This is a genomic window from Aulosira sp. FACHB-615, from assembly GCF_014698045.1.
GTDB lineage: Bacteria > Cyanobacteriota > Cyanobacteriia > Cyanobacteriales > Nostocaceae > Nostoc_B.
On the sequence record NZ_JACJSE010000003.1, the window covers coordinates 373,533 to 400,113 of the forward strand.

Consider the following 26,581-nt stretch of genomic DNA (forward strand, 5'->3'; position numbering starts at 1 on the left):
TAACTGCACGCTGTGACATCAGGCGATGACAAATCAAAACTCCCACGAAATTCCTTCTTGTACTTGGAACCGTCCCATCGGGTTAGGTTGGGATAAACCTTATACCGTCCGCTATGCCAGTAATCTTGACGATGGCCCTTGGCATGGAATGCCTTTGGGTGGTTTTGGTGCAGGCTGCATTGGGCGTTCGTCGAGGGGAGATTTTAACCTGTGGCACATCGATGGCGGTGAACATATCTTTAAAAATGTGCCGTCTTGTCAATTCAGTGTGTTTGAGTCCAATGGCACAACTTCTCAAGTTTATGCTTTATCGACTCAATCACCGGAAGATGGTAGTCTCCAGACTTGGCAATGGTACCCAGCGAGTAGTGAGTCAACTTCCACCGGGACTTATCATGCTTTATACCCACGCAGTTGGTTTGTGTATGAAAATGTCTTTCAAGCAGAATTAACTTGTGAGCAGTTTTCGCCGATTTGGGCAGATAATTATCAAGAAACTAGCTATCCGGTGGCGGTGTTTTTGTGGAAGGCGCATAACCCCAGCAATGTACCAATTACTCTCAGCATTATGTTGACTTGGGAAAATATGGCGGGCTGGTTTACTAATGCGTTGAAGTCGCCGGAAGTCAAGATACGCGATGATGGTAGCCCAGTTTATGAATATCAGCCGCGCTGGGGCGAAAGTCAGGGCAATTACAATCAATTAGTGGAAAATTCGCAATACTTTGGTTGTGTTTTCGGAAGGGTTGGAATTACGGAACCTGTGCAGGAAGGTGACGGGAGTTGGTGTATTGCAACGGTGAAACATCCGCAAGTGGAAGTTTTTCACCACAGTAAATGGCATCCTGGAGGTACAGGTGAGGAGGTATGGCAAAGCTTTGCTAGTGATGGTTCTTTGCCTAACTATCTAGATACCAATCCGGCGGTAGAAAATCAACAGTTAGGAAGTGCGATCGCACTTCGCTTTACTCTCCAACCAGGAGAAACTTTAGAAATTCCTTTTGTGTTGGCTTGGGATTTACCAGTGACGGAATTTGCGGCGGGAGTGAATTATTACCGCAGATATACAGATTTCTTTGGTAAAAATGGCAATCATGCTTGGGAAATTGCGACTACTGCTTTAGACAATTATCAAACATGGCGATCGCAAATTCAAAGTTGGCAAGCACCAATTCTCAACCGCGAAGATTTGCCAAATTGGTTTAAAATGGCGTTATTTAACGAATTATACGACTTAACTAGTGGTGGTACTCTCTGGAGTGCAGCTTCAGAACTCGACCCTATCGGCCAATTTGCCGTGCTGGAATGTTTAGATTACCGTTGGTATGAAAGTTTAGATGTGCGGTTATACGGTTCCTTTGGGTTGCTGTTGCTGTTCCCCGAATTAGAAAAGTCGGTGATGCGGGCTTTTGCTAGGGCAATTCCTCAAAGTGATGACCATCAGAGGATTATTGGCTATTACTATACCATTGGTGCAGATACGACAACTGCCACCCGTAAAGTTGCAGGTGCAACACCCCACGATTTAGGCGCACCTAATGAACATGTTTGGGAGAAGACGAATTACACCTGTTATCAAGACTGTAATTTGTGGAAAGATTTAAGCTCTGATTTTGTTTTGCAAGTTTACCGCGATTATTTGCTGACTGGTGCTGATGATGTAGAGTTTTTGGCAGATTGTTGGGATGCAATTGTCCAAACTCTCGATTATCTGAAAACTTTCGACAAAGATGGCGATGGTATTCCAGAAAATTCTGGCGCACCAGACCAAACTTTTGATGATTGGCGGTTACAGGGCGTGAGTGCTTATTGTGGCGGGTTGTGGTTGGCGGCTTTGGAAGCAGCGATCGCAATTAGTGATATTTTAATAACGAACCGCCAAGACGCGGAGGGCGCGGAGAAAGAGAGACAAAAATCTATCTATCAAGAATGGTTGCAGCAATCTCGTCCTATCTATGAGGAAAAGTTGTGGAATGGACAATATTATCGGTTAGATAGTGGCAGTGGTTCTGCTGTGGTGATGGCAGATCAGTTATGTGGGCAATTTTATGCCAGATTACTAGAACTACCGGATATTGTACCGAGCGATCGCGCCCTTTCTACCCTGAAGACTGTTTATGATGCTTGTTTCTTGAAATTCCAAAATGGTGAATTTGGTGCGGCGAATGGTGTACTTCCCGATGGTTCCCCAGAAAACCCCAAAGCCACCCATCCTTTAGAAGTGTGGACAGGAATCAATTTTGGACTAGCGGCGTTTCTGGTGCAGATGGGAATGCAGGATGAAGCTTTACGAGTCACACAAGCTGTTGTGCAGCAAATTTACAACAACGGCTTGCAATTCCGCACCCCAGAAGCCATTACCGCCGCCGGGACTTTCCGCGCTAGTACTTACCTCCGCGCGATGGCAATTTGGGGTATTTATTTAGTGATGAGTAAATAGACATCTGGTGAACATGAATGTAGAGACGATAAATATAATATTTCTACATTCATGGTAATTTTTCAAAGTTTTATTGCAGATTTGCTCAAAACTGCATAATTTAGACAACCTTACACTGATATATTTAATTTGGGTTTTTAAAATTACCATTTTTGCCATCTATCTAAAGATAGATATTTTATTTCGCTTCTGTATTTTCAGCATCATTCATGAAATAATCATTTCAGTAATATACAAACTTCAAATGTTTAACAAACATTTTTACCATTTACTGGTTTGTAAGAATACATGTGTTGAGCAACTAATTATATATGTCATACTGAGCGGAACGAAGTGTAGCGAATATCGTGGAGATTCTCACTTTGTAGCCTTCCCGTAGGCTAACACCTACAGAATGATAAGCATTTAACCGGACATGATATGGCGGGATAATATACGCTAAATATGTATAAAAATTTCGTTTTAATATTATTTTATTGAAGGATATATACAAAATGACCGATGAAAAAGTACCAGAACAGATAGAGGTTATTCTCAGAAGTGACGAACAACTAGAATTTATCCAGCAAGTGCTTCAAAGATCAGAAATTTCGCATTCGTTACAGTTTGAACTTCAACAACAAATTGACAAAATCAAGCAGCGACAAAAAGATACAAACTTATACTTAGCTGTTATTGGTGAGTTTTCTAGTGGAAAAAGTACATTTATTAATGCGTTATTAAAAGATGATTTGCTGAAAACTTCTGCTTTAGTTGCAACAGCAGCAGCCACAAAAATCTGTTATGGTAATGAGCTAAAAGTAGAAGTAAATTTTTCTGGTTCTCGCGCAGGTGTAATCAAAACTCAAGGTAGTAATGGAGTTGTAAATTTACCTTGGCTTTCTAATTCTCAAACAGTAGATATTAGACGATTTATTCATTTGCTCACCTCAGATGAAGAAGTAGCTACAGATGTTGTAGATATAACAATCGAACATCCCGCCTCTTTCCTAACTAATAAAATCATCATTATTGATACCCCTGGGACTAATGCCGAAAATATCAGACATGGAGCTATTACACAAAGGGTAGTTCGGCAGGAAGCTGACTTGGCAATCATTATTGTGCCAGCAACAATGCCACTATCTCAGACTTTAAGTGATTTTATCGCCAACTCATTAAAAGAATATCTGCATCGATGTATTTTTTTAGTGAGTCGTATGGATGCAATCAAACCTCAACAACAAAATTCGCTATTACAAGATTTGCGCTCTCGACTGGTTGATAAACTTGGTATCTCTACACCTGTGCTTCATTCATGTTCAGCACAAATAGCATTAGATATGTGGACTGGAAACGAACCAGTATCAGAACACTTACAAGTTTGGCAAGAGCGATTCATTGCATTAGAAAAAATGATTATTGCTCGTCTGAGCAGAGAAAGAACTCTCAGCATTGCTGAAAGCTTGATACGTCTTTTATCGCAACTTTTTGAACAACTCAATACTCACCTGAGATCGCAATGGCAAAAATATGAAAATGCTCAGTTAAAAATCAAACAAGAAATGATTCCAAATTTGCCTGAATTTACTATAGAACAATACGGAATTTGTGAAAAACAACTGAGAAATTCTATTGCAACATACCTATTAAAAACAACCAATTGTGTAGATGCACGTAAAGAAAACATTACCAAGAAAATCCGTACTGAATTATTTAGTGCTACAACCGAAGATGCACTCAAAAAATTTCTTCAGTCTCAAGCAGAAAAGCTCTTAAAAGAAAGTCAAAAGCAACTTCAGCAAGATTTACAACCTTTAACCGAGAAGCTGTCCGCAGATGCGATCGCAGTAGGCAAAATATTTGATCAAAAATTTGCACAAGTATATCGTAATCTTCAAGCAATTGGAGGCAAAGTAGAAGCCAGCAATAATATCAGCTATAACTTTCAAGTCAATACTTCTAACGTTGCTGTGTCTGCACAATCCCTAACTCAAAAACTAGATAGCAGTGATGGTACAAAACTAGGTTTGAGTGCGGCAGCTGGCGCTGTAGTAGGTAGTGTATTACTACCAGTTCCAGGTTTGGGAACACTTGTCGGATTAGCCGTTGGCTCGTGGGCATCACGATTTTTTATGCCCTCATTAGATGAGCGTAAACAAAAGCTTTGGGAACAGTTAACACCGGGACTGACTTCATATTTTGACGCAGTCAAAAACCAAACTTATCAAGATGCGATCACCTACACTCAAAGCCTAGAAACTTCTCTCAAACAACGAATAGATTCTTACATCGAAACATATAAGACAATTACTGAAAATATTCTGCAAGAACACAAAATTGAATTAGAACGTTTGAATCAATTCCAGGAATTAACTCAAAGGGATTTGACTGAAATCGAAAGGCGGCAGAACCGCCTAGCGGAACAACTACAAAAAATAGCAGCAATCAATTTGTAATTTACCTGAGATATACTTTTATGTTTGACGATATTTTTTCAACACTTCAGAAAAAAACATCTGAATTTATAGCAGATAGTGAACAAAATGAAACTGAAGAAAATTTACCTCCTTTGGCTCTAAACATCCAAGCTGATGAAGAAGACATAGAAATTAATTCTAATACTCAATTTGAGGCAAAAAATAATTCTACTACACAATCAGAAGAATTATTTAGTTCAGAAACCTCAGACAATAATGAGCAAACTAGTAGCCAACAACAAGAACCATATCAATTAATATCACCTCGTACCTTAAACAAAATGACTAATGTAGACGAGCATATCGAGTTTTGGATTGAAAGTTGTTTGAAGTTAGCCGAAACTATATCTTGTCATGAAATCATGACAGCATTAACCGAGCTTGATGTGCGATGGGAGTTTCCTGGTTTTCGTCTAGCATTTGTTGGTGAATTTAGTCGTGGTAAAAGTACCTTAATTAATCGCTTACTAGAGCGTGATTTACTACCTGTCGGAGCTATGCCGACAACTGGCACGTTAATTTCAATCGTTCCTGGAACTACAGAAAAAATGGAAGTTCGGACACCCGATCAAGGATGGGTAGTTAGGCCAATAGAAGAATCATCTTGGAATGATTTGTTAGCAACAGAAGAAAATAAAGATAACCAAGAACAATTAACCCACGTCCGTTTGACTTTAGATGATCCGTGGCTACGAACTATTGATGTCGAATTAATCGACACACCAGGCGCGGGAGATTTAAACAGTAATCGCACTGCTTTACTTTGTGACTTATTAAGTCAATGTGATGCGGCTGTCATTTTAGTAAGTGCAACACTACCTTTTAGCATCACAGAAGCTACTTTTTTAGAACAAGAAGTACTAGGTAAACATATTCCTAATGTCCTTGTAGCCGTCTCAAAATTTGATACAGTGGCTCAAGAGCAAAAATTTGAGTTACTTCAGGTGATCCGCGATCGCATCAAGGAAGTTTCGACAAAAGTTCCCATTATTCCCATACATCCGCTTAATCCTGATGGATCTGAAATTGATGCCTTGGCAAAAGTTAGAACTCATATTGAATCAATGGTAGAGAAAGGAGAACGGAGAATTTGGCGCAGTCGAAAAGTAGCAGGACAGTTAATAGATTATCTCAATCAGATGGTTGATTTGAGTGAAGCAGCAATTAAGTCCGTTCAAATGAGTGTCGCAGAAAAAGAACAAGCTCTTCGTCAAGCACAACAAGAAAGAGCAAATACAGAGCTTTATTGGGAAGATATTCGCTTAAATTTAGATGATCGTCGGCTGCAACATACCCAAAGATTAAAACAAAAAGTTTTGCAAGCAAAAGAAGAATTAACCGAAGTTTACTCTTTTGAATTAAAGAAAGTAAAAGATTTAAAAAGTTGGTGGGAGCGAGATTTACCTTTTCAACTGAGACGAGAACTACTAATTTTAGGGAACCAATTGAGTGAAGAAATTTTCAATGAACTTTCCCAAGATTTTGAATGGATGCAGAAGGAAGTCGCTCAAAAATTCTCTAGACAACTTGTTCGTAATAGTTCAGATTCATCATCAACTGTAAACGTTGATCTGCGTTTGAGCCAGTTGGAATTAACAGATATACGCCATTACGCCCTCCTTACAGGACTAGCAAGCAGCGCAACTACAATTTGTGGCTATATTTTTGGTGGGCCTGGTGGTGTAGTCATCAGTACTGTTGCATGGGTTCTCAGCGATCAGTTTATTAATCAAAAAACAGACGAGCAAAGACAACGCTTATCAGAAGAATTAGTACTTAACATTGAGCGAATAACTGATGATTATTTTCATCGTTTATCAGAGCGGTTAAGAGAGCTTTATAACCAACTGATAGCAGAAATAAAAAATGAACAAAAAGTTTGGCAATCTGCTTGGGAATCTACTCTGAAAAAAAGCACGAATATACAAGATATTAGTCACTATACTCAGTTAATTGAGCAGGCATCTCAACTCAAGCAAGAAATTCGTACAGTTTTATCTCACTAAATTACTCATCAAGGATGATTATGAATCAAACTGTTTATAAACAATACGAAGCATTTCAAGAAAAGCGGAAGACTCTCGTAGCTCTAATTAGGGAACTTCAAGGAGTCCTGCATTCTCTAGATATGAATGATGTAGAAAATAATATCAAGCAATTACAAATTATAGTTCAGTCAGACAGTTTTAAAGTGCTAGTAATTGGTGAGTTTAAACGCGGGAAAAGTACTTTTATTAATGCCATGCTTGGTGATGAAATTTTGCCAGCTTATGCTAGACCATGTACGGCTATTATTAATGAAGTTAAATGGGGAGAAGCTCAACGCGTTTTACTTCATTATGCCCAGACTGATGATAGTCAAAATTTGCAGCCTCAAGAAGTTTCTGTAGATAAACTTGAAGAGTACGTTGTTATTCAAGATGATGTTAGTGAACTGCATGGCAATCGTTACGATAAAGTAGAACTTTTTTGGCCATTAAAGCTTTGTGAAAATGGTGTAGAAATTATTGATTCTCCAGGATTAAATGAGCATGACATTCGTCAAAAAGTTACGATAGATTATTTGTCTCGTGTTGATGCAATTTTGTTTGTACTTTCCTGTGAAGCATTAGCTTCAAAGTCAGAATTAGATGTTATAGATAATATCTTAAAACCTACAGGACACGAAGATATTTTCTTCATCTGCAACCGCTTTAACATGATTCGAGCGAAAGAGCGGGAAGATGTTAAGCAATATGGTATTTCTCGATTAGCTCCTAGAACTAAACGTGGTGCAGAACGAGTCTTTTTCATCAGTGCCTTGGATGCTTTAGAGGGAAGAATTGAAGACGACGCAGAACGAGTTACTAAGTCTGGTATGTTGCAAGTAGAACAAGAGTTAGAAAGATTTTTGGCTAACGAAAGAGGAAAAATTAAAATCCTCCGTCCAGCGCGAGAAGTACAAACTGCCATTAAAGCAGCACGAGACACTATTCCTCAACGACATGCAATGTTGAACATTGATTTGAAGACTTTAGAAGCCAGGCTAGAAGGTGCTAGAGAACCTTTAAATCGTCTCAAAAAAGAACAAGAGCAAATAGTTACACGGATCAATAATTTTTGTGGCGATATCAGAATGACTGTGAGTGCGGAGGGGTGCAGTTTTTACCGGAGCTTACCTGATAAAGTTAATGAATGGATTAAGAAATTTGAAACCAAAACTTCTGTAAACTTAATGTCTCTTGAGGGTGCAAAACCTCAAGTTGAAAGATTAGTGCAAGAAATTGTCACACATCTTACTAGCCAAGTTGAAAGTGAGTTTTTGGCATGGCAAAATAGCACACTACAACCGATTATTAGTCAACGTTTAGAAATTCTTTTACAAGAATTAGATGACCGAGCTAAGAATTTTGTTGACAAAATTGATGATATAAAATTTCAAGTTTCTGGTAGCTCTGTAATTGCCGATGATATGGGGCCGCGAAAAGTTGGTGCTTTAGAACGTGTTTTATCTGCTGCTGGTGGGTTGGTTTTAGGAGGTTTTTTTCTGGGCGGAGGTATGGCGGCTATCGGTGCTACCTTTGGCTATCAGGAAATGCTAAAAAGCATTATTCCCCAATTAGTTCTTGGTATCGGAACAGTTGTTTTAGTTGGGCTGAATCCTTGGGTATTAATTCCAATTATGTTTGGAGGAGGAGTAGTTCAAGGTTTTATTACCTCTAAGGCTACTACTAATAAAGTTAAAGAAGAAGTCGGTAAGAGGTTTGCTGCTTCGCTTCGGGATTCGGCTCAACAGCGTGGCTATGAAGTGGCTGACGCAGTTGTTATCAAATTACATGAGATTAGAGATGCTGTCAATCAAGGATTAGGAAAAGAAATTCAGAGTGTTGCAGATCAAGTCAACTCCATTGTTTCTGAGAAGCAAAAAGGTCAAGCTAATGTTGATCAAAAGCTAAGAGAATTAGATGGTCTGAGAAGAGAAATAGATGTAATTGACAGTGAGTTAGATACTCTAATTATTGAAATTGCAATGCCTACTTAGGGTTTGCTGGAAAATGAGATTAATCGGAAACTAGTAGCGTGCCAGTACTAAAGTAGTGCAAAAATATAGTTCTTGTGGGATGGGCAAGATGCCCATCCCACAAGAGAATTTTAATACAACATTTTAAGGCTAGACACGCCACTAGTATCTTTTAATTTAATTAGGAAAAAACTGTATGGAAGGACTTATTTGGCTGATTCTCTGGGCAGCTATGGGTTTTGTTTGTATGCAAATTGCTCAAAAAAAAGGTAGAAATCCAACGATTTGGCTTGTAGTTGGATTTTTCTTAGGAATTTTTGCAGTTTTAATTGTAGCTCTACTACCTCCTGCTTGAGTGATAAGCAAAACCATTGAAAAGGGTAAATTTTATTGATAAAACACCCGACTTATCTGAGAAGTCGGGTATTATCTTCTTCATGAAGAATTTAATCCCTAAAAGGACATAGAATTTCGGGTCTTTAAATTAAATCTTCTCCCCTGAATTATTTAAGTTTCCAGCACTTCTCGCAACAGAGAAGCCAATTTATCCGCACTATCAGGAACTGCGATCGCTTTGGCATTTTCCCCCATCTTGGTTAACTCGGCGGGATTTTGCAATAACTCTAAAACTTGAGTTTGCAATTTTTCGGCGGTTAACTCTGATTGTTTGTCAGTAATTGCTGCGCCAGCTTTGGTAAATACCTCGGCGTTATAAGATTGATGATCTTCCGCCGCAAAGGGGTAAGGAATCAAAATTGCGGGTTTACCACACACGGCTAATTCTGTTAAGCTACCAGCACCAGAACGACTAATTGCTAAAGTTGCACGTCGCAACAGCGCCGCCATATTGTCATAAAAAGGTAACTCTATATATTGCGGATGTTTAAAAATCCCGGCATCGGGATCGCGATCGCCTGTTAAATGCACAATATAAGCACCAGTATCTAACCAAGCACTCGCCGCTTGACGGACGAATTTATTCACCGCCACAGCGCCTTGACTACCCCCAAAAACCACAATTAACGGTGCATTCTCAGGAATATTTAAATCGAGCGGGGGAACTGCTGCTGCTAAAAATTGCGATCGCACTGGTGTACCAACACAAACATTTTTCGCTTTGGGTAAATACTTAGCAGCCGCTTCAAACCCCAGCGCCATTGCATTGCACCAAGGGCCAAAAAACCTTGTTACTTTTCCTGGTAAAGCGTTAGATTCGTGAAAAACTACAGGTAAACCCAAAGAACGCGCCGCAATTACCGCAGGCCCCGCAATATAACCGCCTGTAGTAAACACCCCTTGAAATTTCCCCTGTTTGAGAATTCGTCGAACTTCTATAATCGAACCAGTGAGTTTACCCAAAATCTTTAGAGATGCAAGTCCGAACCCTTGCTGGAACCCTTCAACTTCAATAATATTCAAGGGATACTGTTTGGGAACAAGTTGCGTTTCTAGTCGATTCGGCACACCCAACCATTCAATTTCATAGTTTGGCAGTTTTTCTGCCAGTGCGATCGCCGGAAACAAATGTCCACCAGTCCCACTGGCAGCTATGAGTAATCTTATCGGTGCGTTTGTCATCAAACCTCTACCGTTTAGCGCCTAGCTTAACTAAGATAAAACAATTTCCCGACCTTCATGAATAAAATCAGTAAACTGTTACCAATGACTAACATTATTCCTATATTCCGCAAACGCCAACCCCGATTTTTAACTCCAAGTTGGCTGTTATTATCGCTACTCACACTTGGTTTAACTAGCGGTTTACACAGTGTGCAAGCCGCTACTCCCCAAGCTCCACCAGCAGAACTAAATAATTTACTAACGCAAATTGATACAGCTGCTAGTAAAGGCAATGCTCAAGCCGTACTTCAATTCTATAGTCCCAATTTTACCAATGGAGATGGCTTAAACCGTACAAACTTGGAAAAAGCCCTGGTGACTCTTTGGAAACAATACCCCCAATTACGCTACACCACAAAGCTGCAATCTTGGAAATCAGAAGGTAATGCCATTATTGCCGAAACTGTTACTAACATTTCTAGCGCCCCATCCACTAACGCTAATAATTTGGCGCTAAATGCCACAATTACATCCCGTCAAAGAATTGCAGGCGGCAAAATTGTCAGTCAAGACATCTTAGGCGAACGGACTCTGATTACTAGAGGTAATCAGCCACCCCAACTTGATGTTAAATTACCTCAGCAGGTAAAAGTTGGGCAGCAGTATAGTTTTGATGCCATTGTGAAAGAACCATTGGGAGAAGATTTTCTGCTAGGAGCAGCCACGGAAGAACCAGTCAAAATCGAAAAATATCTCAACCCCGCACCTTTAGATTTGCAATTACTCACATCCGGCGGTATTTTTAAGGTTGGACGCGCACCTGCTACACCCGGTAATCAATGGGTTTCCGCCGTGGTTGTTCGCGGTGAAGGAATCACAATGGTAAGTCAGCGTTTAAGAGTAGTGAAATGAAGTCGGAGATTTGAAGCACATACTATACAAACAAACCCCGTATTTCGGCAAGCGCAATGACCGCCTGCGCGGTTTGTAGATCCTCCTGTTGGTGAGCGCAGTCGAACCACCAACTCCTTTCATCTTCACCTTGGTCAATAGTTCAGAATTATTGGACAATTAACACTGGACTATTGACTATTGACTAACAATGATTTCCCTACAAAATCAAATTGTGTTAATTACTGGCGCAAGCAGTGGAATTGGTACTGCTTGTGCCAAAGTTTTTGCAGGTGCTGGTGCAAAGTTGATTTTAGCGGCGCGACGGCTAGAACGTTTGCAGCAGTTAGCAGACAGCTTAAACCAAGAATTTGGTACAGCCACTCATTTATTACAGCTAGATGTGCGCGATCGCCCTGCGGTAGAATCAGCAATCAATAATCTGCCTGCTGAATGGTCGAATATAGATATTCTCATCAACAATGCCGGTTTGAGTCGCAGTTTAGATAAGTTGCACGAAGGCGACTTTCAAGACTGGGAAGAAATGATTGATACCAATATCAAAGGTTTGCTTTACCTCACCCGCTACGTCGTTCCCGGAATGGTCAGCCGTGGTCGTGGTCATATCGTCAATCTTGGTTCCATCGCCGGACATCAAACTTACCCTGGTGGTAATGTTTACTGTGCAACAAAAGCTGCTGTTAAAGCCATTTCCGAAGGTTTAAAACAAGACTTGTTAGGTACTCCAGTCCGCGTCACTTCTGTTGATCCTGGGATGGTAGAAACAGAATTTAGTGAAGTGCGGTTTCATGGCGACACAGAACGCGCCAAGCGAGTTTATCAAGGCGTAAATCCCTTAACGGCTGATGATATTGCTGATGTGATATTTTTCTGCACCACGCGATCGCCCCACGTTAACATTAACGAAGTCATCCTTATGCCAGTAAATCAAGCCAGCGCCACTCTCGTTCATCGTCATAATTAGTACTGTTTTAATATACGTAAACAATTATTAGATAGGACTTACGCACCAAGATTGTCTGTGGAGGTTGGGTATAGGGGTGAAAGGGTATGGGGTGTAAGAGTTTTAAATACATACACCCCTATACCCCTACACCCTTAATATTTCGTCTTACTGCGTAAGTCCTAAATTCTTATGTACCACTTGTGAATAATATTCCTAACATTGTCTAATAAAAAAGGGATGATTTACTCATCCCTTTCTATAACTAACTTTATCTACACCCATAACAATTAGAAAACTCGGAAAATAAACGGATAACGGAAAGGTTCATCAGGATTACTGAAACAGTGTAAAAGTGCAACAATTGTTAATCCCCAATGTAATAAAAAGCCAAAAGCGACAACGGGAAAAAACAAAATTCCACCAATACCAAAAGTCAGCCAAGATAAAACAGCAATGGGTACACCAACTACAGTTGCCCAAAACCAAACATTGAAGTGAAAATTAATTGATTCCTTAGCGTTACTTTTAACAACTGGGTCATCCGAGATAATGTTAATAACAATCGGCACACCAACTGAAAACAACGCCGTACTAAAAAAAATCGCCCCATGACACAGAGATGATAGCAACTTGCGCTTATCAGAATCGTATGAAACTTGCATCCTGCAAGGCTCCTCAATTTGTTTCTTGTCTTTTATTCTAAAGGCTATTTGTTAAGCATTGTATGGTAGTTTACCGTACTCAGTAAGTTATCGACTATTTCTTAACTATTGATTAACTTTGCTACTACTTATTAAATTATGAATAATGGTGTTTACCGTACCTTGAGGTTAAAAGTTTCTTTCGTTAATTTATCCATAACTGAAATAAGTTGAATAATAAACTCAAGCGTCTCAATCCCAGGACTGATTGACTATGTATCAAACTGACCCACCCCGCCCTCCCAAAGAATTCTTACCCACGATGTATGATCTCAAAAGTGAAGATCCAGAGGAACCTGGTTTGCCAGATCAGTTTCATTTATTACAACCACGCTTGTTAGACGAAACATTTCGTCCGCCAAATTACCCCAGCGACCAAGTATTTACCGCTAGTGACTTAAACTTATATTACGATTTGCATCATCCACTGTGGTACAAGCGACCAGATTGGTTTGCAGTTGTGGGTGGTTCGCGGCTTTACGAACAAAGAGATTTGCGTTTAAGTTATGTGGTTTGGCAAGAGGGAGTAAACCCCTTTATTGTGATTGAATTGCTGTCTCCTGGTACAGAAAAAGAAGATTTAGGTCAAACCTTGCGAGACATAGAACAACCGCCTACAAAATGGCAAGTTTATGAACAAGTTTTGCGAATTCCTTATTACGCAATTTTCGATCGCTACAAATATGAGTTAAAAATCTTTAAATTAAATGGTGGTCATTATACTGAAGTAGCTTTAACAGAACCACGCTTTTGGATACCAGAATTAGAATTAGGCTTGGCTATATGGCAAGGTTGCTATCAAAGTGCTGAACAGCCTTGGTTACGTTGGTATGATCATCGAGGCAATTGGGTATTGACTCCGACTGAACAAGAAAGTCAACAAGTACAATACGAAAGACAACGCGCCGAACAGGAACGACAAAAAACAGAAAGATTAATTGCACAATTGCGATCGCTTGGCGTTGAACCTGATTTAGACTGATGAATGTTAAATCATGCACTCATCAATGCTCAAGGGAGAAATTTTCCTGAAAACTGGCACTTTATGGACAAGTGTCAAAGAAACTACGTTACATGCTCTCAAATGTGGGGCATTGCTTTCTACTCCAACAGAATTTGAATTTGTTGAGCAAGACGGCGTTAACTATCTAGTCCGAATTTTATCGAACCTAACCCGCAAAGACGCAGCCAAGAAACAGCAAGATAAACAAACCACTGCTGGTAAGGATTTCAACCCTTTCCTTCCCTATGAACAAGATTTATTTGTGGCGGAAATTTCCGATACTCATGTCTGTATTTTGAACAAATTCAACGTTGTTGACTATCATCTACTCCTCATTACCCGCGCTTTTGAAGAACAAGAAAGCCTACTCACCCCAGAAGATTTTGCGGCGTTATTGGCTTGTTTAGGTGAGTTTGAAGGTTTAGCTTTTTACAACAGTGGTAAAATCGCAGGTGCGAGTCAGCGACACAAACATTTACAGATAGTACCTTTGCCACTCGCTCCTGCTGGAGTACAGATACCTATTCAACCATTATTCGCATCAGCAGAATTGAAAGATGGTGTAGGAAAAATATCGCAACTACCGTTTGTTAATGCTTTTGCCACTTTAGATCCAAATTGGCTAGAATCTCCGTTAACCTCAGCAGAAGCTATTTGGCAGGTATATCACAATTTGTTAAGTGCTGTGGGGATAGAAATAGTTGATAGTCAAACACCATCTGGAGCTTACAACTTACTAGCAACTAAAGAATGGATGTTAATCGTACCGCGATCGCAAGAAAAATACCAATCAATTTCTGTTAACTCATTAGGATTCGCTGGTGCTTTACTAGTACGAAATGAACAAGAAATGCAACTCCTCAAAAACACAGGCCCAATGAACATCTTGAAAGAAGTGGCTGTCCAAGAATCAATAGTCAATACTAATTTAAGTACTAAAAATCACTTTACCGTTTTGGACAGCTAATAATTTCACGCGCAGAGGCCCGGCTGTGTATGTATCTTCGGCGGCGATCGCTTTAATATCTAAAGGCTGATCATATTGTCTTAGCTGGTTAATAAAGCGCAAAAATGTGCCATCTACTTGCACGCCTTCTACAATGCCGGCATTTCTGGCGCGAAACTGGGAAGCCGAAATCAGCAAATCTAATCTTTGCCGTAACTGATAAGATGTCATGGTTTTGGGGTCGGCGCTAGTACTGGCTAACACCTCTCCTCCCGCAAAGACTAAGACATTACGTGCGGCATCTGCAAAAAATTCTATCTGTTTTTCGCCCCGGACGTAATTACCTGCGGAGAAAATTCGCACGACATACTCCCTACCATCACTAATTTGTCTAATCAACTGCTCAACTCTTTCGGGAGTGACGCGCAATATTTGGGTTTTTTCTGGCGTTGCACTCGGTTCAGTTAACTGAAAGATGGCATTTTGGTTAGCATCGCCTAAAAGTTGCAACACCGCCTGACGCGCCGCCGAGGCTTGACTGACTTGAATTACTGCACCAGCTAAAACTTGACCACGCACTAACGCCAACTTGCCTAAACGCAGGTCTTGATAAGACTGATAATATTTTTCGAGTCTGGCTACTTCTTGTTCTAAATAATCCTGTTGTCTTTCTAATTCTTTGAGGCGAGCTTCTCTGGTTGCAATTACCTGTTCTCTGGCAGTAATTTCTAAATTGCGATTTTGAATGAGTTTATCTAATTGGGCGATTTTGCGATCGCGCTGTTCAATAATTTCTTGACGATTGGCGAGTTCCTGATCTCGTTTGGAAATAGCTGTTTTCGCTTCATCAATCGCCTTTTTCGCTTCTGCGTACAATCTTTGTTGTTCTGCCTTTAATTGTCCTACCGCTACTTGTAAGGCTTTTCTTTGGTTATAAACGTTTTCTAATTCTGACCGCGCTTGCTGATATTGAGTTGCAACTTGATTCAAACGCCCTTGAGTGCTTTGTAATTGCCCTTGGATCTTTGCTTGGCGGCTTAGAGTTTGGTTAAGTTTTGCTTGGGTTTCCCGTTGTTTTGCATTTGCCGCTTGCAAAGATTTATTAATTCTTTGTAAGTCTTGTTGCGCTTGGGTTTGTTCTTTTCTGGCTTGACTTAATTCTGTTTCGACTTGGCTTTTTTGGGCTTCTGCGGTTTTGAGTTGTTCCCGCTTGTTTCGCAAGTCTTTTTGAATATCTTCTAATTCAAAGACTCCCTTACGCAAGCCCTCATCCGCAGCAAACAAAATGCCCAAAGTTGATGCAGAAATCAAGCCACCAGTAAAAATCGTCACCACCACCGCCGTATTTTTGGGACGAAGCTTAAAGAGTGAGAGGCGAGCTTTGCCAACCCGTGTGCCAATGCGATCGCCCACAGTGGCTATTACGCCTCCCAAAATTAAAATTGCTGCAATGAGGATGTACCCGGTGGTCATCTTCAGCTACCGAAATGGTTCCAGATACAGCCTACTACTTTCGACCATTGTCTGTGGAGGGTTGGAAATTGGCAATAGCGAAGATTTATCAATTTATGATGCCTCCAGCTATGGGTATTATCTGCAAAAACACCAGACTTGCCAACTTCATTACCTCCAATTGCTTTGAACAACCAACAATGCCAGAGTCAGAAAGCCCAAATGCAGAATGAATCAAGGTTTGATTCTGACTTCTGACTTCTGTTTTAAGTGAACTGCCTACTTAAGCTAACAGGTTTATGCACAGTAATCTTCTTTTTATGAATAGAAATCATTTTCTTTTCGCGTAAATCACCAAGTAACCTAGTGACTGTGACGCGAGTCGAACCAATTGCTTCTGCGATCGCTTGATGAGATAGCTTCAGATCAATTGTGATTCCATCTGCACAAGGAACACCAAAATCACGACAAAGAATTAATAAAAAACTCACCAATCTAGAACCCATATCCCGGTGAGCGAGAGTTTCAATCATCATCTCTGTCTGTAAAATCCGCGAAGATAGACCCCGCAGCATTAACATAGACAATTCTGGATTTTCCTTGAGTGCTTGCTCTACTTGTTCGATTGGTGCTGATAGCAATTCTACAGGTGTAAATGCAACAGCATGGTAAAACCGATCTGACTTATTTCCAGTCAGCAAAGACAAAACACCAAAAACACTATTTTCCCGTAACAGTGCTACCGTTATTTCTTCTCCTGCTTCGTATACCCTGGAAAGTTTTACAGCACCCTTAAGAAGAAAATAAACTCGTTCAGCAGGATCGCCCGGAAAAAAGATCGTTTTGTTTCTTTCAAACGTTTCCACCACTGGCGGAAACGCCCCAGTTGCCATCTGACGAAAAACATTTGCTAGGGCTTTATCTTGTGTCACGATCATCTCCCTTCCCCTACCCAATGCCGGAAAAACAAATAAACTGATTACCTAAGAATACACCTGAAAAATCAATAAATCACCGTCAACCTTTCTGTACTTTCCTATACTCAAAAGCCGAACTTCAGACTTATTTGTTCATAATGATACATAATTTTTCACCTTTTTAGCTAGTAGTTGTTATAAGTACTTACAAACTCCTATTCATCAGGTTTTTTGCTAAAAAATTCATTATATCTTGAGAATATCTTCAGGAATAGCAGACAATTTTTATGCAGCAAACACACCAATTGAATTAAAGAAAAATTCAGATAGCAGAATTGAAGACGCAAAATTAGTCAATGGAGAAAAACACTCACCACTTAATTTGCTGTGTTGTTTGTTGATTCATCCACTAGCCTCACAGAATTTCACCCTCAATTCAGGCTTCTGGTTTCTTGATTCTGGCCTGTGAAACATGATTTTGATAAATCAAGAAAAACAGGCCTCAGTTTCTAGTATCCTCCTAAGAGGATGTCTGAAAAAGTCCCAGGTGATACACTCAGCAGTTGAAGTATCCTCAATTCCCCTAGAAAATTTAGACTTCTGGCTGTAATTGCCTTTGAAACAGAAAAGTGAACACAGCCACACAGCAGTCAAAAACAGTGATTAGGGGGAGCAAAACCCGAATTTCTCACGTATGGGTAGGGGATGTGGGGAGTGTGGGGAGTGTGGGGGGAAAGATTTCTTCACCATCCTCCCACTCCCACACCCCTGGATTTCTCTCTTGTGAGAAATCCAGGAAAAATCTTTGATACTGCTCAGACATCTTTTATCATGATTGATCCTGTTAATAATTTCTATGCTGAATCTGACTGGAAAAAACGCCCTCGTTACAGGTATTGCCAATAATCGCTCCATCGCTTGGGGTATCGCCCAACAACTGCACGCAGCAGGGGCGAACTTAGGTATTACTTACCTCCCCGATGAACGTGGCAAGATGGAGAAAAAAGTTGCGGAATTGGTAGAACCTCTGAATCCCAGCTTATTTGTTCCCTGTAATGTTCAAAATGATGAACAGATTCACTCTACCTTTGAAGCGGTGCAAGAAAAGTGGGGTAGATTAGATATCCTCATCCACTGTTTAGCTTTTGCAAATAAAGATGATTTGACTGGAGGCTTTAGCCAAACCTCCCGTTCGGGTTTCAATACAGCTTTAGAAATTAGTACCTATTCCCTAGTCCAGTTAAGTGGCGCAGCGAAACCGTTAATGACCGAAGGCGGTAGCATTGTCACCTTGACATATTTGGGTGGCGTGCGAGCTGTGCCGAATTACAACGTGATGGGAGTTGCCAAAGCAGGTTTAGAAGCAAGTGTGCGTTATCTTGCAGCAGAACTCGGCCCGCAAAATATTCGGGTTAATGCTATTTCGGCTGGGCCAATTCGGACTTTGGCTTCTTCGGCTGTTGGGGGAATTTTAGATATGATTCACCATGTAGAAGAGGTAGCGCCTTTACGACGTACTGTAACTCAACAAGAAGTGGGTAATACTGCGGCCTTTTTGTGCAGTGACTTAGCTAGTGGTATTACTGGGCAAGTGCTGTACGTGGATGCAGGATATGAAATTATGGGAATGTAATAAGATTTGGGGAGTAGTGAGTGGGGAGTGTGGGGAGTGTGGGGAGAGAGGGGAGTGTGGGGGGAAAGATTTCTTCACCATCCTCCCACACCTCCCACCCCCCTGGATTTCTCTCTTGTGAGAAATCCAGGTTTATCCCAACTCCCCACTCCCAACTCCCAACTCCCTCAATTAACTATGCAAATCAGCGATACTTCTCACAAAGACTCAATTCTGCACCAAGTTTCCCTAAACACAGCGCGTATTGCTTCGGTTCACCGTGTGACTGGTGAAACTGATGTGCAAGTAACTGTCAATTTAGATGGGACAGGAAAATGTCATGCTGCAACGGGTATTCCATTTTTAGACCACATGTTGCATCAAATTTCCTCTCACGGTTTGATTGATTTAGATGTCCAAGCCAAAGGAGACTGGGAAATTGATGATCATCACACTAATGAAGATGTTGGGATTACTTTAGGTCAAGCTTTGCATCAAGCGTTGGGTGATAGAAAAGGAATAGTTCGTTTTGGTAATTTTTTAGCACCATTAGATGAAGCATTGATTCAGGTGGCGTTAGATTTTTCGGGACGGCCTCACCTCAGTTATGGTTTAGAAATTCCTACCCAAAGAGTTGGTACTTATGACACTCAGCTAGTGAGGGAATTTTTTGTTGCATTGGTGAATCATAGCCAAATGACCTTACACATTCGTCAATTAGATGGTATTAATTCCCATCACATTATTGAAGCAACATTTAAGGCTTTTGCTAGAGCTATGCGAATGGCTACGGAAGTTGATCCCCGTCGCGCTGGGACAATTCCTAGTTCTAAAGGTGTTTTATAAAAAAGGCAGGAGGCAGAAAAGTCAAAAGTAAAAAACCAAAAATCAAAAGTACTCTTGATCTTTGACTTTTAACTTTTGCCTTTTGACTTACCGCTACAAGGTTGAGGCAGGAGGTAAATATAAATATTATTACTCTACCTGCCATTTGTGCTTTTGAACTGTCCTACCTTATGCCTAGACTGCTATATTTAGATGTGTTTCCAGGCTAGACAGCTACTTATTTGATTCTGACTCCTGGATTCTAACTTCTAACTTCTTCAAGCAGATTGAAACTGACATAATAACAAACCAAACCACTGATTTGTATCAGTCCATGTTTGAACCGGAACTAAACCACGGCTTTGGAGTTGTTGTTTAATGGTGTTCAGGTTAAATTTGCGCGAGATTTCGGTCAAGATAGTTTCGCCTGGGGCAAAGTTAACGGTGAGGTTGAGAGATTTTAATTGCACAGTTTGCGATCGCATACTCCGCAAGTGCATTTCAATTTGATTTGCAGTTTCATTATAAAATGCCCAATGTTCAAATTGTGTGGTATCAAAATTGCCTTCAAATCTGCGATTTAAATGCTCCAGCATATTGATGTTAAATGCTGCTGTCACACCTTGGCGATCGTTATAAGCTGGTTCCAAAATTTCTTTTGGTTTTTGTAAATCGACTCCCAGTAAAAAATATTCACCTACTTGCAGTGCATTGGTAATTTGCGAAAAGAAAGCATCACACTCTTGGGTTGTCATATTTCCCAAAGAACTACCAATAAAACCAATCATCCTACTTGGTGACTGTTTTGGTGGGAGTTGTGCTAAAGCCATTTCATAAGTTCCCGCCAATGCGTAAACTTGCAGTGAGGGATATTCTTCGAGTAACTTTCTCGCGCTATTTTCCAACATTCCCGCACTTATATCTATTGGCAAATAGCACTGAAGCCCCCCTAACTTTTGATAAGCATCCAGCAAAATTCGGGTTTTGGTCGAACTCCCACTACCCAGTTCTACTAATTCACAAGCACCTGTGATTTGAGCAATTTCATCTGCATACTGTTGCAAAATTGCTGTTTCTGTGCGAGTTACGTAATATTCGGGCAATTCACAGATTTGTTCAAATAAATCAGAGCCTTGGTCATCATACAAGTAGTATGGGGGTAAATATTTGGGGTTGTGCGTTAATCCCTTGACTACATCACGTCCTGCTGTTGATGTGACTACTTTTGTGGCTTCTACCAAACGCTGTATTTGCAAACGTTCTTCTAGGCTGGTTAGAGAAGTAACTTTGCTGTTGACAGCTTGAGATATTGTCATTTAACCTCCGTAGAGTTGCAGTAGTAGATTGCTTGGCAACCCAAGCTTTCCTCTAGCTAGTGAAACACACAGCCACAGCTGCTAACCTCACGCTTAAGCTAGATCAATCAAGGTTTAACACTAAATTTGCGTATTTACCACTAAAAAAGCCATAAACTTTCGTTAATTAACACTTGTAGCACAGCGAAAACCTGTAAAAACTTGGCGTACACAGGGATAGTACCAGTTCCGAAAACTACAACGTGCTACCCAGGGACGAGTTGCCCAACTACCGCCTTTTAATACACGGTGTTGGTGATCAAAATAAACTTGCGAGTAACCCACATAAGGGTAACTTTGAAAACCTTGGTATGGTGTAAACCAAGAAGCTGTCCATTCCCAAACATTGCCGAGGGTATCTAATAAGCCGTAGGGACTTTCGCCTCCAGGGTAGTTACCGACTGGGGTTGTCTGACCGATGAGGCGATCGCAATTACAATATTTTTGTGAGGGCATTTCTTCACCCCAAGGATAGGTGCGCCGACGTTGAGCTTGAGCATCCCAACTAGCAGCTTTTTCCCATTCGGCTTCTGTGGGTAAACGCTTGCCAACAAACCGCGAATATGCTTCCGCTTCGTACCAACTTACACCGCAGACTGGATGATCATCATAACTGCGATCGCTCTGCCAATATAGCGGTTCTGTTACCTGTTCTACTTGTAGCCATTGCCACCCAGCATCAGACCACCACTCAGGATTTTTATAGCCTCCCGCCGCCATAAATTCCCGATACTGCCCACAAGTCACCGGGTAACGGTCAATCCAATAAGTATCCAGATATACTCGATGACAAAAACTCTCATTATCCAACGCATCCAAAGAATTATTTCCCATTTCAAATTCCCCAGCCGGAATCATCACCATCTGGGTGCTGAGTGCTGTACACTGAGCGGAGTCGAAGTGTGAGTGCTGAGTGCTGAGTGTGATGTTATTCCCTTGCACCCCTACACCCCCGCACCCTTGCTTACTGAGCGCAGTCGAAGTAGGGTTACTGAGCGCAGTCGAAGTATGCACCCCTACACCCTTTCCTCTTTTCGACAATTCCAACACATAGCTGAGAATTTCACAGTGTTGACTTTCGTGCTGAATTAAAAATCGCCACAGACGTTCTTGGGGTTCAATATCAACCACTTCCAGATATTGCAGCACTTTCTCGCGGACTGTCTGCAAGTAATAACGGATTTCGGCTAAGTTTGGTAATTTGACACGTTCTGACTTGGGTAAACCATCAGCCGCAAACAGCTTACGATATTGCGGAAATAAACACCTTAAACCCGCACTATGTTCTAGCAACCATAAAGACTCAGTGTAAGCAATATGTCCTAAGTGCCAGCCAATAGGACTAAAATCAGGATGATACTGATTGCAAAATGTAATATCGTCTAGCTCATCCAACAGCTTTAAAGTTCTTTTTCGACAATCATTTAAAGCATAATAAATAAATTCTTTGGTGCTAGTAGATTTGCTCAATTTTGATATCACAGTCTTCTCCCACACTGATGATGCTATTCTCTGGGCAAGGATTCCAATTACCAGGAAATAAAGGTTCCGAAGCGATAATTACTGAGTTCGGGAAATTCAGATCATCTCTTATCCAATACAAAGACGGATTTGCTGCACCAATAGCAAAACGTGAAGCTATCAAACGTTTGCCATCACTGAAAATAATGTTAGCTAAAACCTTGATTTGATGACGTTTCGCTAGTTCTGCGATCGCTAACAAAGTAGTGCGTAAGGCATATTCTGGCGGACGATGTTTGTTAATTTGACGCTGAGAAAGTAACAACGCAAATAAATGTTCAGAATCTGTACTGCCATAAATTTTGTCGTAAAATTCTGGTGCTAAAGTGCTACGAATTCTGCGGTGTAATGTTTGCCGAAAATTTTCAATGAATCCGTTATGCAGAAATAGCCAATTTTCGTGATTAAATGGCTGACAATTGGCAAAATCTAAAGCTTGTCCGATTGTGGCACTGCGGACATAACCTAATACGCAACTTGATTCTACGTAACGGCTCAGATGGGGTAAGTTAATATCATTCCAAATCGGCAATGTATTTTTGTAGATGTAGGGAGCAGTATCTTTGTGACTATGATACCAACCCATACCAAAACCATCTGCATTTACTACCCCAGAATTCATTTCACGGGGTTGATAACTTTGGACAATCAAAGAATGTTCTGGTTTATACAGAAGATGCTCCAAAGATACAGGCGAACCAAGATAGGCAAGTAAACGGCACATGATAAAAGTATTTACTCCCAATTGCAGTACAGAATAAGCTTTTTGGCTGAGAATTTCCTGAATTGTAAATGAGTTTGCCCTATACTTGCCGTTTTCACTCTGCCAACCTCCTGATGCACTACAATTTTTTCAAGTTATATTATTCTCTAGTAATTAGTAACCTTGACTACAAAATTATTTACCAATTACTTAACCGATAATTGCTCATGACTAACTCAATGATGGTGATTTTTCCATACAGGCACAATCAAACATGGGTATTTGATGATGAGCGTCTGGGTTTGGTGCAAGAACCGTTTGTGAGTGGTGTACCTGAGATGATTGATATTCTGGTTCAGGGTATAGCTAATGTGGATGAAGGGTTTAAATTGCTGTTTTCTGCTAGTCCTTTCCCTGGTTATCAAGCCGAATTAACTTGGTTACGTGAGGAGTACAACGGTAATTGGTATTTGTGGCGGGAAAAAGGTCTGGAAGGTTGGTTATGTCCAGCGTTATTTAAATATTTTGAGCAAGCGCCAGCAAAAATATATTGTCAAGCTGAAGGTTTGTATTCCTAAATTATGCGTGAAATACAAAATCCCCGAATTCTTAAAAAAATCGGGGATCTGAGCATATCGATATTTAGCTATATTTACGAAACGCCAGGTATCAGAGAACGCAGAGTATTAATAAAGTTTTGCGCGTAGTTCTGGGTGGAAAAATCGAGGGCGCGTTGGCGTGCAGCGATCGCGACATTTTGGGCAAAGTCTTGTTCATCTAGATAGCGGAGAATTGCGATCGCCAATGCTTCAGAATCACCGTAAGGTGTTAATAAGCCATTCACTCCGTCGGTGATAATTTCGGTGGGGCCGCCAGCATTACCCGCAATGACAGGTTTACCTAGCGCCATCGCTTCGATAATCACAATGCCAAATGGTTCTTGATCAGAAGCATGGACAAAAACATCCATCGCTTGCACCCATTCGGGGATATTGCGCTGGAGTCCGGGCAGAATGACTTTTTCTTGCAGTCCTAAATTTACTATTTCTGATTTCAGAAAGTCTTCGTAGTCTGCTTCTAAGTCATGCTTACCACCAACTACCACACAATGAGCATTAGGATATTTCTGTAAAACTTTTGGCATTGCTTGAACGAGGACGTGCATTCCTTTCCAGCGTTGCATTCTGCCGACAATGCCAATTAGCGGCCCCTGTAATGGCAAACCCAACTTTTGCCGCGCCATAGCGGGAGTAGGCAAAATAGCAGGATCAAAACGATCTAAAGCTACCCCTGGATACACTAAAGATACTGGTAGTTGTGGGGTGATTTTTGATTGTGCTGCTTGAATAGCTTTGGTAATGGTGACTACGCCACGCGCCGGCATTAGATTAACTAAGCGTTTTAAAAAGTTCTTCCCATCGGGTGTTTCTTGTTGATACCACAGTGCCGGTTTACCTGCTAGTAATCCTGCCAGTCCGCCTGTTAAATGAGATAGCCACATCCAACTGATAATTACATCTACCTGTTGACGTTTAGCTATGAGTGCTATCTTGATGGCTGTGGCAACTAAACGGTGTAATTGACGGACACGACCACTAGGAAAAACCTGTGCATCAATACCAAGCGATCGCACCTGTTTGACTAAGGAACCATCTTCACCAAAAATTACTAACCACTCAATATCACTATTTCGTCCTTGCTGCAACAGATCCCAGAAAGTCATTTCACTGCCACCGCGTTGTTCAGCCAATGGCATCAGGATCATCACTTTCATATAATTAACCTCTAATGAAGTTGGGTGATTTTTTGCGACTGGTGGTATTTATGTCCTGCCATCGCCATAGCCAAAAATCCCCACAGAATTATTCCGGCGATACTTAACATCCCACTGCCGATAACTAGCTGGGCAGTAGCACTAAAACCAATGGCACGGGCTGTACTTATAAAGCTATCAAAACGTGATTCTGTGTAATTAGCAACGCTAAAAAGCGTCAAGATTAATCCACCCAGATAAAATACGGCTCCAAACCAGCCAAGGGTGAAAAACATATCTAAAATACCACTGTCAATTACAAAAACTTCGATTTGTCCAGTCTTTTCATTGACTTTCCAAGTATTGCCGATGCCATTACCTAATAAATTAGAAAGAGCTAAACTGAGGTTTCTGTCGTAACTTCCCGATCTATCCCTAAAGCTAGTATCTTCTTGCAGATTCGTAAAAGTCTCTAAACGCGCTGCCACCACGTCAGAAATTGGCTCGATAGTAGTCAATGGCACAACACAGGCGGCTATAACTAAAATCAAGATGATGAGTCGCATTTGAATACGGGCTTTGACTGAACCCATAATCATGATGACTCCTAATAACCAGCCTCCCCAGTTAGTCCGCGCTTGTGTGAGTAAAAATGATAAGTAACCAACAGCCGAAGCCGGAAAGATTAAGGGGCCTGAACTGGTAAATAACAACAAAAGGCCTGCTTGCATCACCGCACCAAACGGCCCGACTGAGTGCAACGTACTCCAAACACGCATTCCAAATGGTACAGGGTCGCCAGAACTGGTAAATAATTTTGACTGAATTAGCCAATATCTATCCCATTCCGGGGCGACGACAAATTGATAGATGCCGTAAGCACCAGTTAGCAATACGCACCAAAGAAATGTCCTTTGTAAATTTTGGCGATAACTGGGATAATCTCGCCAATTCATGAATAAGTGAAAAGCAAAAATAATTGGACTGAGCCAGTCTAGCAAGCCGCGTGCAACGGGGACTGGAGTGTTATAAATTAAGCCGACGAGAAAACCGTAAATTACGCCGACAAAAGCCAATATAAAAGGTAAACCTCCCTGACGAGAGGCTTTAGGAAAGTGTCGTAAGAAGGTGGCAATTGTGACAAATACAACTAAATATGGTGCAATCAAAATTTGGCGGGTAGGGTCCCAACCAACCTTATAATCAATTAAACGGGCAACTAAGGGTGTGATAAACCACATCCACCAAGTAAAACCGATGTATAAAATCGGATGTCGCAAGTATAAAAATATCGCTACGATTAAGGCGGTGACTGGATAAATTAGGCGTAAACTACCAGCCACACCCGCAAAGTAACAGGTGACACTCAGCAAGATAAAACCGAGGATGGCACTCCAACCTTGTAGCGATCGCTGTTTTGGTGAAAATGGTGTTTCTGAAAAACTATTAAAAAGTAATGATTGAGATATCATACCA

The 26,581-nt window shown here is 40.9% G+C and carries 22 protein-coding genes; 13 read left to right on the forward strand and 9 right to left on the reverse strand.

Annotated elements, in window-relative coordinates:
* Positions 1–25: 25 nt before the first annotated feature.
* The 5 genes from H6G77_RS06400 (at position 26) to H6G77_RS06420 (ending at position 9,254) form a co-directional block, all read left to right on the forward strand.
* Positions 26–2,440 carry a GH116 family glycosyl hydrolase gene (locus H6G77_RS06400; protein WP_190871125.1) on the forward strand — a complete coding sequence of 805 codons (2,415 nt, stop codon included), beginning with the start codon at positions 26–28 and terminating at the stop codon, positions 2,438–2,440.
* Positions 2,441–2,934: 494 nt separating this feature from the next.
* On the forward strand, positions 2,935–4,878 hold the full coding sequence (locus H6G77_RS06405) for a dynamin family protein (RefSeq protein ID WP_190871126.1): 1,944 nt from the start codon (positions 2,935–2,937) through the stop codon (positions 4,876–4,878).
* 20 nt (positions 4,879–4,898) lie between these two features.
* Complete coding sequence (locus H6G77_RS06410) at positions 4,899–6,905, forward strand: dynamin family protein (protein WP_190871127.1); 2,007 nt, start codon at positions 4,899–4,901, stop codon at positions 6,903–6,905.
* A gap of 20 nt (positions 6,906–6,925) precedes the next feature.
* Positions 6,926–8,920: a dynamin family protein gene (locus H6G77_RS06415; protein WP_190871128.1), complete on the forward strand. Its 1,995-nt coding sequence runs from the start codon at positions 6,926–6,928 to the stop codon at positions 8,918–8,920.
* Positions 8,921–9,095: 175 nt separating this feature from the next.
* Positions 9,096–9,254: a hypothetical protein gene (locus H6G77_RS06420; RefSeq protein WP_190871129.1), complete on the forward strand. Its 159-nt coding sequence runs from the start codon at positions 9,096–9,098 to the stop codon at positions 9,252–9,254.
* A 152-nt stretch (positions 9,255–9,406) separates the two neighbouring features.
* Here H6G77_RS06420 and murG read toward each other — a convergent pair whose 3' ends face one another.
* Positions 9,407–10,477 (reverse strand): undecaprenyldiphospho-muramoylpentapeptide beta-N-acetylglucosaminyltransferase, encoded by a 1,071-nt coding sequence (murG, locus tag H6G77_RS06425; protein WP_190871130.1) that lies wholly within the window; start codon positions 10,475–10,477, stop codon positions 9,407–9,409.
* 84 nt (positions 10,478–10,561) lie between these two features.
* Here murG and H6G77_RS06430 point away from each other — a divergent pair, with 84 nt between their 5' ends.
* A complete protein-coding gene (locus tag H6G77_RS06430; protein WP_190871131.1) occupies positions 10,562–11,371 on the forward strand; it encodes a nuclear transport factor 2 family protein in 810 nt (269 codons plus the stop codon).
* 190 nt (positions 11,372–11,561) lie between these two features.
* Positions 11,562–12,335: an SDR family oxidoreductase gene (locus H6G77_RS06435; RefSeq protein ID WP_190590711.1), complete on the forward strand. Its 774-nt coding sequence runs from the start codon at positions 11,562–11,564 to the stop codon at positions 12,333–12,335.
* Between the two features lie 269 nt (positions 12,336–12,604).
* On the opposite strand, the gene H6G77_RS06440 is transcribed toward H6G77_RS06435, so the two are convergent.
* Positions 12,605–12,979 carry a DUF4870 domain-containing protein gene (locus H6G77_RS06440; RefSeq protein ID WP_190590710.1) on the reverse strand — a complete coding sequence of 125 codons (375 nt, stop codon included), beginning with the start codon at positions 12,977–12,979 and terminating at the stop codon, positions 12,605–12,607.
* A gap of 253 nt (positions 12,980–13,232) precedes the next feature.
* Here H6G77_RS06440 and H6G77_RS06445 point away from each other — a divergent pair, with 253 nt between their 5' ends.
* A complete protein-coding gene (locus tag H6G77_RS06445; RefSeq protein WP_190590709.1) occupies positions 13,233–14,000 on the forward strand; it encodes a Uma2 family endonuclease in 768 nt (255 codons plus the stop codon).
* 25 nt (positions 14,001–14,025) lie between these two features.
* Complete coding sequence (locus tag H6G77_RS06450; RefSeq protein WP_190871207.1) at positions 14,026–14,988, forward strand: phosphorylase; 963 nt, start codon at positions 14,026–14,028, stop codon at positions 14,986–14,988.
* Here H6G77_RS06450 and H6G77_RS06455 read toward each other — a convergent pair.
* Positions 14,950–16,440 (reverse strand): DUF3084 domain-containing protein, encoded by a 1,491-nt coding sequence (locus tag H6G77_RS06455; RefSeq protein WP_190871132.1) that lies wholly within the window; start codon positions 16,438–16,440, stop codon positions 14,950–14,952. The two genes, H6G77_RS06450 and H6G77_RS06455, sit on opposite strands and share 39 nt — an antisense overlap.
* Before the next feature lie 14 nt (positions 16,441–16,454).
* On the opposite strand from H6G77_RS06455, the gene H6G77_RS06460 reads away from it, so the two are divergent.
* The gene (locus tag H6G77_RS06460) at positions 16,455–16,652 is read left to right on the forward strand and encodes a hypothetical protein (RefSeq protein WP_190871133.1); all 198 of its coding nucleotides are present in this window, start codon (positions 16,455–16,457) and stop codon (positions 16,650–16,652) included.
* Positions 16,653–16,685: 33 nt separating this feature from the next.
* Here H6G77_RS06460 and ntcA read toward each other — a convergent pair whose 3' ends face one another.
* Positions 16,686–17,357 carry a global nitrogen regulator NtcA gene (gene ntcA / locus H6G77_RS06465; protein ID WP_015113299.1) on the reverse strand — a complete coding sequence of 224 codons (672 nt, stop codon included), beginning with the start codon at positions 17,355–17,357 and terminating at the stop codon, positions 16,686–16,688.
* An 835-nt stretch (positions 17,358–18,192) separates the two neighbouring features.
* Between ntcA and fabI the strand changes: the two genes are divergently transcribed.
* Both fabI and hisB read left to right on the forward strand, forming a co-directional pair.
* Complete coding sequence (gene fabI, locus H6G77_RS06470) at positions 18,193–18,969, forward strand: enoyl-ACP reductase FabI (protein WP_190590706.1); 777 nt, start codon at positions 18,193–18,195, stop codon at positions 18,967–18,969.
* A gap of 177 nt (positions 18,970–19,146) precedes the next feature.
* Positions 19,147–19,794, forward strand: coding sequence for an imidazoleglycerol-phosphate dehydratase HisB (hisB, locus tag H6G77_RS06475; RefSeq protein WP_190670385.1), 648 nt, complete (start codon positions 19,147–19,149; stop codon positions 19,792–19,794).
* 257 nt (positions 19,795–20,051) lie between these two features.
* Here the strand turns inward: hisB and egtD are convergent, their stop codons facing one another.
* The 3 genes from egtD to egtC all read right to left on the reverse strand — a co-directional run bounded on the left by egtD (position 20,052) and on the right by egtC (position 23,373).
* On the reverse strand, positions 20,052–21,089 hold the full coding sequence (egtD, locus tag H6G77_RS06480; RefSeq protein ID WP_190670386.1) for an L-histidine N(alpha)-methyltransferase: 1,038 nt from the start codon (positions 21,087–21,089) through the stop codon (positions 20,052–20,054).
* Positions 21,090–21,251: 162 nt separating this feature from the next.
* Complete coding sequence (locus H6G77_RS06485) at positions 21,252–22,610, reverse strand: ergothioneine biosynthesis protein EgtB (protein ID WP_190871134.1); 1,359 nt, start codon at positions 22,608–22,610, stop codon at positions 21,252–21,254.
* Positions 22,582–23,373 (reverse strand): ergothioneine biosynthesis protein EgtC, encoded by a 792-nt coding sequence (egtC, locus tag H6G77_RS06490; RefSeq protein ID WP_190871135.1) that lies wholly within the window; start codon positions 23,371–23,373, stop codon positions 22,582–22,584. Before egtC ends, H6G77_RS06485 begins: the two co-directional genes overlap by 29 nt.
* A gap of 206 nt (positions 23,374–23,579) precedes the next feature.
* Between egtC and H6G77_RS06495 the strand changes: the two genes are divergently transcribed.
* Entirely contained in the window at positions 23,580–23,930 is a 351-nt protein-coding gene (locus H6G77_RS06495; RefSeq protein ID WP_190590701.1) for a DUF6717 family protein, read from the forward strand.
* A gap of 74 nt (positions 23,931–24,004) precedes the next feature.
* On the opposite strand, the gene H6G77_RS06500 is transcribed toward H6G77_RS06495, so the two are convergent.
* Together H6G77_RS06500 and H6G77_RS06505 are read right to left on the reverse strand one after the other, a co-directional pair.
* Positions 24,005–25,126 carry a glycosyltransferase family 4 protein gene (locus H6G77_RS06500; protein ID WP_190871136.1) on the reverse strand — a complete coding sequence of 374 codons (1,122 nt, stop codon included), beginning with the start codon at positions 25,124–25,126 and terminating at the stop codon, positions 24,005–24,007.
* 11 nt (positions 25,127–25,137) lie between these two features.
* The gene (locus H6G77_RS06505; protein WP_190590699.1) at positions 25,138–26,577 is read right to left on the reverse strand and encodes an O-antigen ligase domain-containing protein; all 1,440 of its coding nucleotides are present in this window, start codon (positions 26,575–26,577) and stop codon (positions 25,138–25,140) included.
* Positions 26,578–26,581 lie beyond the last annotated feature (4 nt).

Bases quoted from the DNA above. Each gene is read 5' to 3' on its own strand.
- H6G77_RS06400 (WP_190871125.1), top strand. From the start codon at position 26: ATGACAAATCAAAACTCCCACGAAATTCCTTCTTGTACTTGGAACCGT.
- H6G77_RS06405 (WP_190871126.1), top strand. From the start codon at position 2,935: ATGACCGATGAAAAAGTACCAGAACAGATAGAGGTTATTCTCAGAAGT.
- H6G77_RS06410 (WP_190871127.1), top strand. From the start codon at position 4,899: ATGTTTGACGATATTTTTTCAACACTTCAGAAAAAAACATCTGAATTT.
- H6G77_RS06415 (WP_190871128.1), top strand. From the start codon at position 6,926: ATGAATCAAACTGTTTATAAACAATACGAAGCATTTCAAGAAAAGCGG.
- H6G77_RS06420 (WP_190871129.1), top strand. From the start codon at position 9,096: ATGGAAGGACTTATTTGGCTGATTCTCTGGGCAGCTATGGGTTTTGTT.
- murG (WP_190871130.1), bottom strand. From the start codon at position 10,477: ATGACAAACGCACCGATAAGATTACTCATAGCTGCCAGTGGGACTGGT.
- H6G77_RS06430 (WP_190871131.1), top strand. From the start codon at position 10,562: ATGACTAACATTATTCCTATATTCCGCAAACGCCAACCCCGATTTTTA.
- H6G77_RS06435 (WP_190590711.1), top strand. From the start codon at position 11,562: ATGATTTCCCTACAAAATCAAATTGTGTTAATTACTGGCGCAAGCAGT.
- H6G77_RS06440 (WP_190590710.1), bottom strand. From the start codon at position 12,979: ATGCAAGTTTCATACGATTCTGATAAGCGCAAGTTGCTATCATCTCTG.
- H6G77_RS06445 (WP_190590709.1), top strand. From the start codon at position 13,233: ATGTATCAAACTGACCCACCCCGCCCTCCCAAAGAATTCTTACCCACG.
- H6G77_RS06450 (WP_190871207.1), top strand. From the start codon at position 14,026: ATGCTCAAGGGAGAAATTTTCCTGAAAACTGGCACTTTATGGACAAGT.
- H6G77_RS06455 (WP_190871132.1), bottom strand. From the start codon at position 16,440: ATGACCACCGGGTACATCCTCATTGCAGCAATTTTAATTTTGGGAGGC.
- H6G77_RS06460 (WP_190871133.1), top strand. From the start codon at position 16,455: ATGGTTCCAGATACAGCCTACTACTTTCGACCATTGTCTGTGGAGGGT.
- ntcA (WP_015113299.1), bottom strand. From the start codon at position 17,357: ATGATCGTGACACAAGATAAAGCCCTAGCAAATGTTTTTCGTCAGATG.
- fabI (WP_190590706.1), top strand. From the start codon at position 18,193: ATGCTGAATCTGACTGGAAAAAACGCCCTCGTTACAGGTATTGCCAAT.
- hisB (WP_190670385.1), top strand. From the start codon at position 19,147: ATGCAAATCAGCGATACTTCTCACAAAGACTCAATTCTGCACCAAGTT.
- egtD (WP_190670386.1), bottom strand. From the start codon at position 21,089: ATGACAATATCTCAAGCTGTCAACAGCAAAGTTACTTCTCTAACCAGC.
- egtC (WP_190871135.1), bottom strand. From the start codon at position 23,373: ATGTGCCGTTTACTTGCCTATCTTGGTTCGCCTGTATCTTTGGAGCAT.
- H6G77_RS06495 (WP_190590701.1), top strand. From the start codon at position 23,580: ATGACTAACTCAATGATGGTGATTTTTCCATACAGGCACAATCAAACA.
- H6G77_RS06500 (WP_190871136.1), bottom strand. From the start codon at position 25,126: ATGAAAGTGATGATCCTGATGCCATTGGCTGAACAACGCGGTGGCAGT.
- H6G77_RS06505 (WP_190590699.1), bottom strand. From the start codon at position 26,577: ATGATATCTCAATCATTACTTTTTAATAGTTTTTCAGAAACACCATTT.